Origin of the sequence: Carnimonas bestiolae (genome assembly GCF_051251145.1) — a bacterium.
Taxonomy (GTDB): domain Bacteria; phylum Pseudomonadota; class Gammaproteobacteria; order Pseudomonadales; family Halomonadaceae; genus Carnimonas; species Carnimonas bestiolae.
On the sequence record NZ_JBPCZK010000001.1, the window covers coordinates 91271 to 104829 of the forward strand.

14 protein-coding genes are annotated in these 13559 nt (G+C 57.5%); 11 read left to right on the top strand and 3 right to left on the bottom strand.

Annotation, left to right across the window (positions count from 1 at the left end):
* Positions 1 to 53: 53 nt before the first annotated feature.
* From R84865_RS00475 to R84865_RS00485, 3 genes are all read right to left on the bottom strand, one after another.
* Positions 54 to 650, bottom strand: coding sequence for a phosphatase PAP2 family protein (locus R84865_RS00475; protein WP_435632438.1), 597 nt, complete (start codon positions 648 to 650; stop codon positions 54 to 56).
* A gap of 154 nt (positions 651 to 804) precedes the next feature.
* Positions 805 to 2148, bottom strand: a complete 1344-nt coding sequence (gene mgtE / locus R84865_RS00480) for a magnesium transporter (protein WP_435632439.1) — start codon at positions 2146 to 2148, stop codon at positions 805 to 807.
* Between the two features lie 353 nt (positions 2149 to 2501).
* Positions 2502 to 3431 carry a D-2-hydroxyacid dehydrogenase gene (locus tag R84865_RS00485; RefSeq protein ID WP_435638547.1) on the bottom strand — a complete coding sequence of 310 codons (930 nt, stop codon included), beginning with the start codon at positions 3429 to 3431 and terminating at the stop codon, positions 2502 to 2504.
* A 353-nt stretch (positions 3432 to 3784) separates the two neighbouring features.
* Between R84865_RS00485 and R84865_RS00490 the strand changes: the two genes are divergently transcribed.
* The 11 genes from R84865_RS00490 to pal all read left to right on the top strand — a co-directional run bounded on the left by R84865_RS00490 (position 3785) and on the right by pal (position 13556).
* The gene (locus tag R84865_RS00490) at positions 3785 to 4027 is read left to right on the top strand and encodes an FmdB family zinc ribbon protein (RefSeq protein WP_435632441.1); all 243 of its coding nucleotides are present in this window, start codon (positions 3785 to 3787) and stop codon (positions 4025 to 4027) included.
* A 212-nt stretch (positions 4028 to 4239) separates the two neighbouring features.
* Positions 4240 to 6006, top strand: a complete 1767-nt coding sequence (gene aspS, locus R84865_RS00495; protein WP_435638548.1) for an aspartate--tRNA ligase — start codon at positions 4240 to 4242, stop codon at positions 6004 to 6006.
* A gap of 177 nt (positions 6007 to 6183) precedes the next feature.
* Positions 6184 to 6933, top strand: a complete 750-nt coding sequence (locus R84865_RS00500) for a YebC/PmpR family DNA-binding transcriptional regulator (protein ID WP_435638549.1) — start codon at positions 6184 to 6186, stop codon at positions 6931 to 6933.
* On the top strand, positions 6930 to 7478 hold the full coding sequence (gene ruvC / locus R84865_RS00505; protein WP_435632444.1) for a crossover junction endodeoxyribonuclease RuvC: 549 nt from the start codon (positions 6930 to 6932) through the stop codon (positions 7476 to 7478). Before R84865_RS00500 ends, ruvC begins: the two co-directional genes overlap by 4 nt.
* A 204-nt stretch (positions 7479 to 7682) precedes the next feature.
* Positions 7683 to 8339: a Holliday junction branch migration protein RuvA gene (gene ruvA, locus R84865_RS00510; protein ID WP_435632445.1), complete on the top strand. Its 657-nt coding sequence runs from the start codon at positions 7683 to 7685 to the stop codon at positions 8337 to 8339.
* Entirely contained in the window at positions 8336 to 9373 is a 1038-nt protein-coding gene (gene ruvB, locus R84865_RS00515) for a Holliday junction branch migration DNA helicase RuvB (protein WP_435632446.1), read from the top strand. The genes ruvA and ruvB overlap by 4 nt, the downstream gene beginning before the upstream one ends.
* The gene (gene ybgC / locus R84865_RS00520) at positions 9366 to 9773 is read left to right on the top strand and encodes a tol-pal system-associated acyl-CoA thioesterase (RefSeq protein ID WP_435638550.1); all 408 of its coding nucleotides are present in this window, start codon (positions 9366 to 9368) and stop codon (positions 9771 to 9773) included. Before ruvB ends, ybgC begins: the two co-directional genes overlap by 8 nt.
* A gap of 88 nt (positions 9774 to 9861) precedes the next feature.
* Positions 9862 to 10569, top strand: a complete 708-nt coding sequence (gene tolQ, locus R84865_RS00525) for a protein TolQ (protein ID WP_435638551.1) — start codon at positions 9862 to 9864, stop codon at positions 10567 to 10569.
* A gap of 54 nt (positions 10570 to 10623) precedes the next feature.
* Positions 10624 to 11688 (top strand): cell envelope integrity protein TolA, encoded by a 1065-nt coding sequence (gene tolA, locus R84865_RS00530; RefSeq protein WP_435638552.1) that lies wholly within the window; start codon positions 10624 to 10626, stop codon positions 11686 to 11688.
* Complete coding sequence (gene tolB / locus R84865_RS00535; RefSeq protein ID WP_435637737.1) at positions 11688 to 12977, top strand: Tol-Pal system beta propeller repeat protein TolB; 1290 nt, start codon at positions 11688 to 11690, stop codon at positions 12975 to 12977. Before tolA ends, tolB begins: the two co-directional genes overlap by 1 nt.
* A gap of 51 nt (positions 12978 to 13028) precedes the next feature.
* Positions 13029 to 13556 carry a peptidoglycan-associated lipoprotein Pal gene (gene pal, locus R84865_RS00540; RefSeq protein WP_435632451.1) on the top strand — a complete coding sequence of 176 codons (528 nt, stop codon included), beginning with the start codon at positions 13029 to 13031 and terminating at the stop codon, positions 13554 to 13556.
* The last annotated feature ends 3 nt before the right edge of the window (positions 13557 to 13559 follow it).

The window sequence follows — 13559 nt, forward strand, 5'->3', positions numbered from 1 at the left end:
AAAACCGCCCGCTGCGTAGGCAGTCGGGCGGTTGATATGGCGGATAGCGTTTTTTAGCGCGACATCCAGCCCCGTCGAATAAGCACCGCAAACAGGCGGCGGTGAAAGCCGCGCAAAAGCCGGTAAAGCGGCCTGATATAAAGACGCTTGGTAAGATGAGCGACGCTCGCCCCAAACAGCGCGACTAGCGCACCGCCGATCATATCGATGGGGAAGTGCACGCCCAGATAAATGCGTGACCAGCCGACTGCCAGCGCAATGGCGAACATGATCGCCCCCATGGCGCGCGTTTCGCGGGCCATTAGCAGGCTGAGCGCGACTGTCATGGCAATGGTCATGTGGTCGCTTGGGAAGGAAGCATCTGCAGAGTGATGCAGGAAGGTGTGGCCAACCGGCATTACGAACGGCCGCGGATGGAACCACAGCAGACCAATAACCCCGTTGATGGCAAGCGCCACTCCACATGCGATCAGTGCTGCCAGCATCAGGCGGTGTCTGGCTTCGTCGCGGCGCAGCCAGCCGATCACCAGCACCACTGGCACCAGAAAGATGGCGTATACCGCTAATACGTTGGCAAGGCCAAGCAGCCAGTGTGGACTTTGCGGCGTCGCGTTAATAAGAGAAAAGAGGTAAAGGTTGAGCGCTTCCATTCACGGCCTGTCGTTTGTCACATCAAGGGTGATGTTTAAGAGACACCAAAAGTGATCAGTTTACTTCATTGATGCCATTAAAATTGTCATTGTTGAGTAACAATAGACGCATTTATTGCATCGCGCACTGATCACTTTGGCAGGCCGAGCAGCGTTACAGACTTAGCATCATCGAGGCGATGGAGAAGTAAATCAGCACGCCACAGCAGTCGCACAGCGTAGCCACTAGCGGCGCACTGGCGGTAGCGGGGTCGACCTTGAGGCGATCCAGCAGGAACGGCAGCGACATGCCCAACAGGCTACCGCACACCACGATCACCACCATGCTAATGGCGACTACTTCCGAAACGCCGAAGCCACCGCGAAACGCACTGATCGGTGAGATGGCGATCGCCATGGTGATACCCAGCAGCGCCGATACCAGCACTTCGCGACCCAGCAAGCGCGTCCAGTCACGAATGTTAACTTCGCCGGTGCCAAGCCCGCGCACCATCAGCGTTGCTGCCTGAGAGCCAGCGTTACCGCCACTGCCTATCAATAGCGGCAGGAAGAATACCAACGCTACGTGTGCAGAGATGGTGTCTTCGAAGTGCGCGATGCCGGCCCCTGAAAAGAGGTTGCCGAACACCAGCAGTACCAGCCAGAACACGCGGCTTTTATAGAGGTGGAAGAGGCTGGAGCGACCGATACCGCGTACCAGCGAGCCAACACTCCCCGACTTGTGGAAGTCGTCGGTGGTTTCCCGCTCTACCACGTCCATCGCGTCATCGTAAGTCACAATGCCCACCAGCACTCGCTCGGGGTTAACCACCGGCAACGCCAGCAAATCGTAGCGGGAAATCGCCTTGGCAACTTCTTCCTGCGGAGTTTCAACCTCCACCGAGATGACATCGGAAATCATCACCGACTCTAGCGTCGCCTGAGGGTCGGCCAGAATCAGCTGCCGCAACGACATGGTGCCGGTTAAGCGCAGCGCGTCATCGAGGAAGTAAATCTGATAGATGGTTTCTGCGTCCGGCGCCGTCTGACGTACCTTGGAAAGGGCTTCCGATACCGTTAGGTGCTGCGATACTGCCACGTAATCGGTGGTCATCATCGCGCCCGCGGTGCCTTCGTCATAGCTGGCGAGATGGCGAATTTCGGCACGTTCGCTGCTGGCCACACGACGCAGGATGGTTTCGCGACGTGCCGGCGGGAAGAAGTTCAGTACGTCAGCGATATCGTCGGGCTCCATCTGCACGAACAGTTGGGCTAGTTTAGCGTCGTCCAACTCACTGGCGATGTCGCGCTGATAGCCTTCGGGCAGGTACGAAAATACCTTGCCGCGACGCTCAAGCGGTAGCCTTTCGAGAACGCGTAGCGCGGTGTCGTCATCCTCATGAGAAATGACCTCCGCAATATCAGCGCTGCGTGCTTCGCTGAACAAGGCATCAAGACGCGCGTCGTCGCCATGCTCGATGGCGTCGCGTACGTCAGGGAGGAGTTCTTTGAAGTTCATGGTGAGTGTTCTCCTGCGCGCTGCCACTGCGCACAGGCACTCGATTGCGGGAGGGCAGGATCGTTTCGATCAACCCACTCGCAGTGCGGAGTGGCTACGGCGTGGTAGCGATATGTCTGGGGGAGCAGCAAATGACCGCGAAGTCGGGGCTACGCCTATGAGGGTCCATTGAGAAAAGTCTCTTGTTTCGCCCGTAGAGAAGGCGGTCGAACATTAGTCGTATAGACCTTTTACGTCAACACAATTATGCAGCGGCGCATTTATCTCTAAAACAGCTGGAAATCCCTTATGGGAAGCCCAATCGCTACAGTTACGCCGCTGTTTTCCCCCATGGGCTTACCGTTAATACCCGATCAATTTAAGTGGTGATTAATGTTTTCGGCGGTCAGTTCGATCACGCGCTGACGCGCTTCCAGCGTTCCCCAGGCGATATGGGGGGTGACCAGCAGATTCAGGTTTTCACTGAGTGCGTCCAGCAGCGGATGACCACCATGAGGCGGCTCTTCCGGCAGCACGTCGACGGCTAGTCCCCCCAGTTGGCCGCTGCGCAACGCTTCAAGCGCATCGACTTCATTGATAACGCCGCCGCGCGCGCAGTTGACGAGCAGGGCACCTGGTTTCAGCAGCGGCAGGTTGTCAGCATTAATCAGCCCTTTGGTAGCTTCGGTTAACGGGCAGTGCAGGCTCAGCACATCGGTGTTGGGCAAGACCTCATGTAACGATGGCCTTGAATCATTGCTGTTGCCCGGGCGCGCCGCAAACACTACCTGCATGCCAAAGGCCTCGGCCAATCTCGCCACGGCGCGGCCAAGCTCGCCACTGCCGACAATCGTCAGTTGCTTGCCCGCCAGTTGCGTCATGGGGTGGAGGAACGCCGAAATGGTCGTGCTGCGCTGCCATGCGCCGTCGGTCATGTCGCGGTCTACCTGTTTAAGGCGATTGGCAAGCGCAATAATCAATCCGAAGGTGTGCTGCGAAATGCTTGGCGTGCCGTAAGCGGTAACATTTTTGACCGCTACTCCTGCCGTCTCTGCGGCCTGCATGTCAATGTTGTTGGTGCCCGTTGCCAATACACAAATCAGCGACAGTTTATTGGCGTCGTTGATGGCCTCGGCGCTGATCACCACCTTGTTAGTGATGATGATCTCGGCATCGGCGATGCGCTCTTTCACTTGGTCTGGCGAGGTCGCGGGCCATTGGCTCAGCTCTATGCCACACGCTTTCAATGGTTCCAGGCTGATGCCTTCGCCCATGGTATCGAGATCCAGAATCACCGCTCTCATTACTGCTTCCCTCTGTTTAGGCTTGCCCGTCACTGGTCGCAACACGCTATAATGCACGGCTTGAACGATGCAACTGCTTTCGCCACCTGCCTTGCCATGCCAGGGCATCTGCGGGGTAAAGGTGCGCCCGGCGCCGCGTGAGTGGTCAGGCTAACCCTTCATGCGCCGAACCAGTGCACATTGCGACGTGCCGGCCAGGCTACTGCGTCTGACACGGGCAAGGGGTAGAATCTCGACTGATCGCCCTTATATAAGTGCTCGGCGTGCGAGGCGCAGTGATGTCCCCCGCACACGCGTGGAATCGCCGGATGGCTGAACGACGCGATCGTTAATCAGTGTTCAGGTACAAGATCATGCCTATTTATGAATATGAATGCCGCGATTGCGGTCATCATGTAGAAAAACTGCAGCGCATGAACGCTGCTCCGCTAAGTGAATGCCCCGAGTGCCACCATTCTGCACTGCAGCGCATGGTGTCGGCGCCCGGTTTCCGCCTTGCCGGTAGTGGCTGGTACGAGACCGACTTCAAAACCTCGGGCAAGCACAATCTGGCCAGCGACAGCGGGGCGCCCGCGACTGGCAAGAGTAACGACTAGCTTATACACAGCGCCGGTGCTGGTGGCCGGCGCTAATCTGATTCAAATGGCGTCTTGCACACCAAGCGGGACAGGTCGCGAAGCAGCGACACGTTCAACGCTTAGCGCAAGCCGCTTCGCAGGAAGCAGCCACTCCTGCATCGCTATATCTGGTAACATATACGTATAAGAGGCGGGCAGCCTCGATCAATGTCTCGGTAATAGGAAATAACATGCGCAGCCACTATTGCGGCCAGTTGAACGAAGGTCTGGTCGACCAGCACGTGACCCTGTGTGGGTGGGTCCACCGTCGTCGTGATCACGGCGGCGTCATCTTCCTCGATTTGCGGGATCGTGACGGTGTGGCTCAGGTGGTCGTTGATCCCGACACCCCCGACGCATTTGCCAACGCTGATCGCGCGCGCAGTGAATACGTGCTGAAAATTGAAGGCCGCGTGCGGATGCGTCCTGAAGGTACGCAGAATCCCGACAAGCCTACCGGTATGGTGGAAGTGCTCGCCAAGCAGGTAGAAGTGCTCAATACCGCTCAGACGCCGCCGTTCCCCCTCGATGAACACGTCAAAGTGGGCGAGGACGTACGCCTGAAGTATCGCTATATCGATCTGCGTCGCCCTGAAATGATTGAACGTCTGCGGCTGCGCTCTCGCGCTACTCACAGCGTGCGAGCCTTCCTTGAAGACAACGGCTTCCTCGATATCGAAACACCCACGCTAACGCGTGCTACGCCAGAAGGCGCTCGTGATTACCTGGTGCCCAGCCGCGTCTATCCCGGTAGCTTCTATGCCTTGCCGCAGTCGCCGCAGCTGTTCAAGCAGCTGCTGATGGTTGGCGGTATCGATCGCTACTACCAGATCGTCAAATGTTTCCGTGACGAAGACCTGCGCGCGGATCGTCAGCCTGAGTTCACTCAGATCGACATCGAAGCCTCGTTTATCGATGAAACGCACATCATGTCGATTACCGAGCAGATGACGCGCACGCTGTTCAAGGACGTGATCGACGTCGAGCTTCCCGAGTTCCCGCACATGCCATACTCGGAAGCGATGTCCCGCTACGGCTCTGACAAGCCCGACCTGCGTATTCCGCTCGAGCTGGTCGACGTTTCAGACCTGATGGCCGATGTCGACTTCAAGGTATTCTCAGCGCCAGCCAACGCTGACAACGGTCGTGTCGCCGCACTGAAGGTGAGCGGCGGTGCCAGCCTGTCACGCAAGCAGATCGACGACTATACCCAGTTCGTCAGTGTTTACGGTGCCAAGGGACTGGCTTGGATCAAGGTCAATGAACGTGCCAAAGGCCTCGAAGGGCTGCAGTCACCCATTGTCAAGTTCATGGATGGCATCATCGAAACGCTGCTTGATCGCGTCGATGCCCAGGACGGCGATATCATCTTCTTCGGCGCCGACAAGACCAGCATCGTTAACGATGCGCTTGGTGCGCTGCGTTCCAAGCTGGGTGAAGACCTCAACCTGTATACCTGTGAGTGGGCGCCGCTGTGGGTGGTTGATTTCCCGATGTTCGAAGTCGACGACGCAGGCAAGCTGTCGGCCATTCACCACCCGTTCACTGCGCCGTCCGGCAGTGTCGACGACGTACGCAAGGACCCGGCCAATGCGCTGTCACGCGCCTACGACATGGTGCTGAACGGCTACGAAGTCGGCGGTGGCTCGATACGTATCCATCATCAGGACATGCAGAGCGCAGTATTCGACATTCTGGGCATTGGTGCAGAGGAAGCAGAAGAGAAGTTCGGCTTCCTGCTTAACGCGCTGCGCTACGGTGCGCCGCCCCACGGCGGTTTGGCGTTCGGGCTTGACCGTTTGGTGATGCTGATGGCTGGCGCGAAGAGCATTCGCGACGTGATCGCTTTCCCCAAAACCCAAAACGCTTCCGATCCGCTTACCGAAGCGCCGGGAGATGTTCCTGCCCAGTCACTGCGCGAGCTCGGTTTGCGCCTGCGGCAGAAAAACGCCGAATAAGGCATCGCGGTCGTTTGCTCTTGCAAGCGGCCACGGGTAGTGGGCCGTAACAAGGCCCATACCTATTGACAGGCCGACGACGCTTCACAGTGTCGGCGGCCTGTTCTGTTTTAAGCGACTACCAGAAGGGTGTATCGCTTCGGCGTATTCATCCAGCAGTAATAAGCGGAGGTCTTTATGGCAGGTCATAGCAAATGGGCCAACACCAAACACCGCAAAGCGGCGCAGGATGCCAAGCGCGGCAAGGTGTTTACCAAGCTGATTCGCGAACTGACCGTAGCGGCGCGACAGGGCGGCGGTGATCCTGATGCTAATCCACGCTTGCGTGCGGCCGTCGATAAAGCACTGGGCGCCAACATGACCAAGGACACCGTACAGCGAGCGATTGATCGCGGTGCCGGTGACACCGAAAACGACAACGTCGAAGAGCTGACTTACGAAGGCTACGGGCCTGAGGGTGTCGCGATTCTAGTCGAATGCATGACCGACAATCGTAATCGCACTGCCTCCGATGTACGCCACGCCTTCAGCAAGTTCGGCGGAAATTTGGGCACTGCCAACTCGGTGGCGTTCCTGTTCTCGCAGCAAGGCCGAATTGGCTTTGCCAGCGACAGCGACGAGGAGCAGCTACTTGAGCTAGCGCTGGAAGCCGGCGCTGAAGATGTAGAAGAAGGCGACGACGGCGAGCACATTGTAGTGACGTCGCCAGCGGCCTTCGGCGCGGTACGCGACGCCTTTGACACGGCGGGGCTTGAGCCTGAATTCAGCGAAGTAGGCAAGTATCCCGCTAACTACACGCCAATCACCGATATCGAGCTAGCGACGCGCGTCGTGAAATTGATCGACTGGCTGGAAGAGCTCGACGATGTCCAGAACGTCTACACCAATGCTGATTTCAGCGACGACGTCCTCGAGGCACTGGCGTGATTCTGCTTGGCATCGACCCCGGCTCACGGCGCACTGGCTACGGCGTGATCGATGCGTCGGGGCGGGTGCCACGCTATATCGCCAGTGGCTTTATTCGTATTACGGCTGAAGATCTTGCTCAGCGGCTGGCGCAAGTGTATGCCGGCATCAGCGAACTGATTGGCGAATACCGGCCAGCAGAAATGGCCATCGAGCGCGTGTTCGTGGCCAAGAACGCCGATTCAGCGCTCAAACTGGGACAGGCGCGCGGCAGTGCGATTGTATGTGCCGCTAATCATGGCCTGCCGGTGTTTGAGTATGCCGCCACCTTGATCAAACAGACCGTTACCGGGCATGGCGGCGCTGATAAGGCCACCATGCAGCACATGGTCGCCACCACGCTGAAACTCGACGGCTTACCGCAGGCCGATGCCGCCGATGCCTTGGGGATTGCGCTGACTCACTGCTTTAGCCAGCGCGGCCTGGTCTCCCGAGGCGGTGCGTCCAGCGCGCGCAGTCGCAAAAGTCGCAGCAGCAGTTGGCGGTCTTTCACACCCAAGCAGTAGTGTTTCCGCAATAGACGTTGCAGCCGGGAGCAGTGCACTGCCATAACTCGCGCTTATTCGTCTCTAGGTCGCACAAGGGGCGGTCACCTGCACATACATTCCCTCACACTATTGTTTTCGATTAATTGCGCGTCCGTTGTTATGATTCTCCAATAACATCCGCCGCTTACGGCATTGTTTCAGCCCCAAGGAATACCCAGCACCATGATAGGACGTCTACGCGGCACGCTGATCGAAAAACAACCCCCGTGGATTGTGATTGATGTGAATGGCGTTGGCTATGAGCTGGAAGCATCGATGAATACCATCGTTGGTTTACCGCCCACTGGCGAGGAAGTGCGTTTGCACACTCATCTTGTGGTCCGCGAGGATGCTCATCTGCTGTATGGTTTTGGCGATGAGCTGGAGCGTCGCCTGTTTCGTGAACTGATCCGTATTTCTGGGGTTGGCCCGCGCATGGCGCTGGCAATCCTGTCGGGCATGGATCGCATCCAGTTTGTGCGCTGCCTGAAGGAGCAGAATGCCGGGGCGCTAACGCGGCTGCCCGGTGTCGGTAAGAAAACCGCCGAACGTTTAATCATTGAGATGAGCGATCGCTTGTCGAAGTGGCCTGAGCTGGCGCGCGACACTAACGCCGACGACCTTGCTGCGGTCGAGCAGCTTTTCGATGGCGGTGCCGCGCCGGCGCCTGCTGCGGAAGACAATTATGCCGACGCCGAGTCGGCACTGATTGCGCTGGGCTATCGTCCTACGGAAGCCGCCAAGATGCTTAACGGACTCGATACCAGCCTGGCCACCGAGCAGTTGATCAAAACCGCTCTGAGCTCGCGGCTTAGCGGTGAGCGCGGAGGCAAGCGATGATCGAGTCGGATCGACTGATCTCTTCCGATAGCAAAAATAGCAGCGAGTCGCGGGTCGACTACGCGATTCGTCCGCGTAAGCTAGCGGACTACGTCGGCCAGCCCGCGGTGCGTGAGCAGCTGAGCATTTTCATCGATGCCGCACGCGGACGCAGTGAAAGCCTCGACCACACCCTGGTCTTCGGCCCGCCCGGGCTAGGCAAGACCACGCTCGCCAATATTATCGCCGAAGAAATGCAGGTCGATATCAAATCGACCTCTGGCCCCGTGCTCGAGCGTCCGGGCGATCTCGCCGCGATGCTGACCAGCCTCGAACCCGGCGATGTGCTCTTTATCGATGAAATCCATCGTCTCTCTTCCACGGTGGAAGAAGTGCTGTATCCCGCCATGGAAGATTTCCAGCTCGATATCATGATCGGAGAAGGCCCAGCGGCACGTTCCATCAAGGTCGATCTACCGCGCTTCACGCTGGTGGGGGCAACCACCCGTGCGGGCCTTCTGACTTCCCCTTTGCGCGATCGCTTCGGCATTGTCCAACGGCTCGAATTTTACTCGGTGGAAGATTTGACCAGCATCGTCGCACGCTCAGCGGCGCTGTTGGGGCTCGATGCCGACACTGCAGGCGCGCAGGAAATTGCACGTCGTGCGCGCGGTACGCCGCGAATTGCCAATCGTTTGCTGCGCCGTGTGCGTGATTTTGCTCAGGTAAAAGGCGACGGTAAGGTCAGCAGTGATATCGCATCGCGTGCGCTGGATATGCTGCATGTCGATCAGCACGGGCTTGATCACATGGATCGGCGTTTGCTACTGATGATGATCGAGAAGTTCGAAGGCGGTCCGGTCGGGGTCGATAGCCTGGCGGCAGCCATAGGAGAAGAGCGCGATACCATCGAGGACGTGCTCGAGCCCTATCTGATTCAACAGGGTTTTATTCTGCGCACCGCACGGGGACGCATGGTGACGCCTACGGCGTATCGCCACTTCGGCGTCGAACCCAACGATCAGGGCAGCGCTCCCGGAGAATCGAATGAGTGAATTTGTATGGCCGGTTCGGGTCTACTTCGAAGACACCGATGCGGGCGGTATCGTTTATCACGCCCAGTATCTGAACTTCATGGAGCGGGCACGCACCGAGTGGTTGCGCTACCATCAGTTCGAACAACAAGCGCTGCTGGAGCGCGACGTACAGTTAGTCGTCAGCCGTCTAAGCTGTCGCTATGTGCGCCCAGCGGTGCTTGACGACGCCCTCGATATTGTCGTGAATGTCAGCGCATTAGGCGCGTGCAGCATGACATTTCACCAGCAAGTCACGCGCGGCAGCGAACTGCTGTGCGATGCAAGTGTCGATATAGCGTGTATTGGTGCGTCATCACAACGTCCGCAGCGCTGGCCTGGCGCAATGCGTGACGTGTTAAAGCGTGAGATTACCCCATAAGGAACAGCCGTCACCGGGCCTCCTAACGCACCATAGTGTCGCTGGTAGCGCCTGAGTGAAGAAACGAGAGGTAGCTGTGGAAGATTCGATGTCAATCGTCTCGCTGGTCGCCCATGCCGGCATCGTCGTGAAATTGGTACTGCTATTACTGCTGTGCTTCTCGCTGGTGTCATGGATGGTTATTTTCCAGCGCGCGGTCAGCCTGAAGCGCGCTGATGCGGGTTTTCGCGAATTCGAGGCAACCTTTTGGTCGGGCATCGATGTGCGTCAGCTAGAACAAACGTTAGGTGATAGCCATGAAGGAATAGCGGCGGTGTTTCAGGCTGGCATGGCATCGTTCAAGCGGCTGCGCGGCAGCATTGGCAATGGCACCGGCGCGTTAACGCCCAAACAGGCATCGGCGGTGCTGGTCGATGTCGAGCGCTCGATGCGGGTTGCCGTTGCCGAGGAAGAAGGGCGTCTTAATCGCTATCTGCCGGTGTTGGCCACCATCAGTTCTGCCAGTCCTTATATTGGGCTGTTCGGCACGGTGTGGGGGATTATGGGCTCCTTCCTGACCCTATCAGCCACCACTCGCGCCGATCTCTCAACGGTGGCTCCTTGGGTGGCTGAGGCGCTGGTCGCGACGGCCATGGGGCTGTTTGCTGCAATTCCCGCCGTTATCGCATACAACCGTTTTACCGCCACTACCGAACGTCTGGTGCTGGGCTACCGTGATTTCGCAGAAGAACTCCATACGCTTTTATACCGTAGCCTGCTGTCACCCGCCTCAAGCGCAGCCAAACGGGGGCAATAAGGGCATGCAGATGTATATCGAATTGACGCTACCGTGCCGGTCAGGAGGATTTTAATGGCCGACAAGCCCCAGGAAATTCGCTTCAAGACACCGATCATCTGTGCGGTGGTGCTTCACGTCATTCTTATTGTGGCGCTGCTGGTGGATTGGCCAAGCGCTGAGCAGCCCCCTCAGGACAACTCCTACGTTCAGGCCACGCTGATTTCTTCGCAGACGCGCACACCTTCACCGAGTCCTGAAAACGACACGGCGAAGGGCGAGGCGCGTCAGGCTCAGGAGCAGGAGCAACAAGAGCAGCAGCAAGAACAGGAACAGCAGCAAGAAGCCGCCGAGCAGGCCACTGAACAACAGCAACAGCAGGCCGCTGCCGAGCAGCAGGAACAACAAGCTGCCGCCGCAGCAGCGGCGGCAGCCAAGCAGGAACAGCAGCAGCGCCAACAGGCTGAAAACGCGCGCCAGGCGCGTGAACAGGCCGCCAAGGAAGCCGAACAGAAAGCCGAAGCCGATAAGGCTGCCAAAGAGAAGGCTGCGAAGGAAAAGGCTGCTGCCGAGAAAGCTCAGGCTGACAAGGAAGCGAAACAGAAAGCCGCCAAAGAAAAGGCAGCGAAGGAAAAAGCGGCCAAGGAAAAGGCCGCGAAGGAAAAAGCCGCCAAAGATAAGGCAGCGAAGGAAAAAGCCGCCAAAGATAAGGCAGCGAAGGAAAAAGCCGCCGCCGATGCGCGTAAAAAACGCATGGCCGCCGCTGCTTCCAGCGACAGCTCAGCGCTCGCTTCAGCATCGGGCAGTGGTGAGAAGAATTCGTCTAACGCAGCGCAGGGCGCCCAAGCCGCTAATAGCATGATGAATGTGATTCGCCATGCGGTAGAGCAGAACTGGAACAAACCGGATAATTTGCCATCGGGTATTAAAACCACCCTGCGAGTGCGCCTCATACCTGCCACCGGTGAACTGATCAACGTCAGCGTATCCAGTAGCAGCGGTGATAGTTCGTTCGATCAATCCGCGGTGCAGGCCGTTCAGCGTGCCGCACCTTTTAATGAGCTGGGCAATGCGCCAAGCGGCACACAGCGCCAGTTCCGTAGCTTCACCCTGACCTTCAACCCAGAGGACGTACGCTGATGAGACGTTTAGCGGCCTTTACTGGCCTGTTTTTGATGCTTGCGATAAGTGCGGTAGCCCGCGCTGATCTAGATATTCAGATTACCCGCGGCAGTAACGACGCCATTCCGATTGCGATCACATCGTTTAACGCCAATGGTCAGCAGCTACCGCAAAATGTAAGCAATATCATCACCAACGATCTGCGTAACAGCGGTAAATTCGCGCCGCTGGACAGCAGTAGCCTGATTGGCACACCTGCACCGGGCGATCAGATTGACTACTCGGCGTGGCAAAATACTCGCGCCAGCTATCTGGTCGATGGCCGCGTCGAAGCCGCAGGCAATGGCTACAAGATTACCTATGAGCTACACGACGTGTTCGGTAACAAGCGTGAAATCAGCGCCAACGTGTCGGGTAGCGAAGCGCAGCTGCGCCAAAGCGCCCATTATGTTGCCGATCAGATCTTCGAGAAAATTACCGGCATTCGCGGCGCTTTCCGCACTAAAATTGCCTACGTTATCTCTACTGGCATCGACCCCAACATGAGCTTCTCGCTCTACGTGGCCGATCAGGATGGCTACAATCCGCGCCGTGTCCTTAACTCCAACGAGCCGATTCTATCGCCCGCGTGGTCGCCCGATGGCAGCAAGCTGGCGTATGTGTCGTTCGAAGGCAAGCGTCCTTCGATCTATGTTCAGCAGCTTGCCACTGGCAACCGTATCAAGCTGACCTCGTTCAAGGGCATCAACGGTGCGCCGGCCTGGTCTCCCGATGGTCGCAAGATTGCCATGTCACTGTCGAAAGGCGGTTCTCCTGACATTTACGTGATGGACCTTGGTTCGCGTCAGCTCAACCAGATTACCCACGGCAGCTCCATCAATACCGAGCCCAACTACGCGCCTGACGGTGGCAGCCTGATATACACCTCCGATCAGTCGGGTCAGCCGCAGATTTATCGTTACAACTTTGGTAGCGGCCAGTCGCAGCGCGTTACGTTCACCAATAGATACAATGCGGGCGGGCATTTCGCTCCAGATGGCTCTACTATATTCTTTGTAACGCGCACCAATCAGGGCTTCCAGGCAGCCAAGCAGGATCTTGCCAGTGGTCGCCTGACGGTGTTGAGTAAAACTCGTTTCGATGAGGCGCCTACTGTTGCTCCTAATGGAACAATGGTGGTATATGCCACAGAGAAGGGAGGTCGTGGTATTCTGGGAGCGACTTCAGCGGATGGCCGTGCGTCTTTCGAGATTCCGGTCCCCGATGGAAATGTTCAGGAACCTTCCTGGTCGCCGTTCACCAAATAAATGACTAGAATAAATCAGTCATCAGTGTTCTTAAAAAGCAAGGAGAAAACCATGCAGTTTTCCACTTACGCCAAAACCTTGGCAGCAGCTCTTTCGGTGGTCGTTATCGCTGGCTGCTCCAGCGGCGGCGGTACCCAGGAGGGCACCGACGGTGGTATGAGCTCTGGTCAGCAAGGCACTGCCACTACAGGCGGCGCTACTGGCTACGGCAATGGTTCAGGAGCAGGGGATGCCAGCGCACAGAACGAAATTCCGTCTGTTCGCACTATCTACTTCGATTTTGACCACGACACCATCCGTCCTGAGTTCGAATCTGTCCTCAACCAGCATGCTGCTTACCTGCAGTCGCACCCTGACGCACACGTAGTGCTGCAGGGCCACACTGACCCGCAGGGTACTCGTGAGTACAACCTGGGTCTGGGTGAGCGTCGTGCCAACTCTGTTCGTCAGTACCTGGCAGTTCAGGGCGTGAACGGTTCTCAGGTAGAAGTTGTCAGCTACGGTGAAGAACGTCCGGCGTCCACTGGTCGCAGCCAGGAGGCCTACGCTCAGGACCGTCGTGTAGTATTTGACTACTGAAAC

Bases quoted from the DNA above. Each gene is read 5' to 3' on its own strand.
- R84865_RS00490 (WP_435632441.1), top strand. From the start codon at position 3,785: ATGCCTATTTATGAATATGAATGCCGCGATTGCGGTCATCATGTAGAA.
- ruvA (WP_435632445.1), top strand. From the start codon at position 7,683: ATGATAGGACGTCTACGCGGCACGCTGATCGAAAAACAACCCCCGTGG.
- tolA (WP_435638552.1), top strand. From the start codon at position 10,624: ATGGCCGACAAGCCCCAGGAAATTCGCTTCAAGACACCGATCATCTGT.
- aspS (WP_435638548.1), top strand. From the start codon at position 4,240: ATGCGCAGCCACTATTGCGGCCAGTTGAACGAAGGTCTGGTCGACCAG.
- mgtE (WP_435632439.1), bottom strand. From the start codon at position 2,148: ATGAACTTCAAAGAACTCCTCCCTGACGTACGCGACGCCATCGAGCAT.
- R84865_RS00485 (WP_435638547.1), bottom strand. From the start codon at position 3,431: ATGAGAGCGGTGATTCTGGATCTCGATACCATGGGCGAAGGCATCAGC.
- ruvB (WP_435632446.1), top strand. From the start codon at position 8,336: ATGATCGAGTCGGATCGACTGATCTCTTCCGATAGCAAAAATAGCAGC.
- tolQ (WP_435638551.1), top strand. From the start codon at position 9,862: ATGTCAATCGTCTCGCTGGTCGCCCATGCCGGCATCGTCGTGAAATTG.
- ybgC (WP_435638550.1), top strand. From the start codon at position 9,366: ATGAGTGAATTTGTATGGCCGGTTCGGGTCTACTTCGAAGACACCGAT.
- R84865_RS00500 (WP_435638549.1), top strand. From the start codon at position 6,184: ATGGCAGGTCATAGCAAATGGGCCAACACCAAACACCGCAAAGCGGCG.
- tolB (WP_435637737.1), top strand. From the start codon at position 11,688: ATGAGACGTTTAGCGGCCTTTACTGGCCTGTTTTTGATGCTTGCGATA.
- pal (WP_435632451.1), top strand. From the start codon at position 13,029: ATGCAGTTTTCCACTTACGCCAAAACCTTGGCAGCAGCTCTTTCGGTG.
- R84865_RS00475 (WP_435632438.1), bottom strand. From the start codon at position 650: ATGGAAGCGCTCAACCTTTACCTCTTTTCTCTTATTAACGCGACGCCG.